Raw genomic sequence first — 333 nt, 5'->3', positions numbered from 1 at the left:
GGCTGAAGCGAGGCGGCAAGGCGTCGAAGCCTTCATCCTCTCCGACGCCATCGAAGGCGAAGCACGCGAGGTCGGCGGCGTCCATGCGGCAATCGCCCGCGAAGTGGCGACGCGTAATCGGCCCTTCCAAAAGCCGGTGCTGATCCTTTCGGGTGGTGAGACCACCGTGACTTTGCGGGCAAAGGGCAAAGGTGGCCGCAATTCGGAATTCCTGCTCGCCTTGGCCATCGGCATCAATCGCGTAGAGGGTATTCACGCCTTTGCCGCCGATACCGACGGCATCGATGACCCCGAAAACAATGCCGGCGCCTTCGCCGACCGTTCGACCGTTTC

Annotated in this window: 1 protein-coding gene; it reads left to right on the top strand. The window is 62.8% G+C overall.

The window, feature by feature from the left end:
• Positions 1 to 333, top strand: a 333-nt coding sequence (locus EN862_RS35300; RefSeq protein ID WP_281035874.1) for an MOFRL family protein, incomplete at both ends; no start/stop codon positions are given.

Source organism: Mesorhizobium sp. M2E.F.Ca.ET.219.01.1.1 (genome assembly GCF_004016445.2).
Taxonomy (GTDB): Bacteria; Pseudomonadota; Alphaproteobacteria; order Rhizobiales; family Rhizobiaceae; genus Mesorhizobium.
Note: the sequence above shows the minus strand (reverse complement) of the source record. Positions and strands in the feature narration are given on the sequence as shown.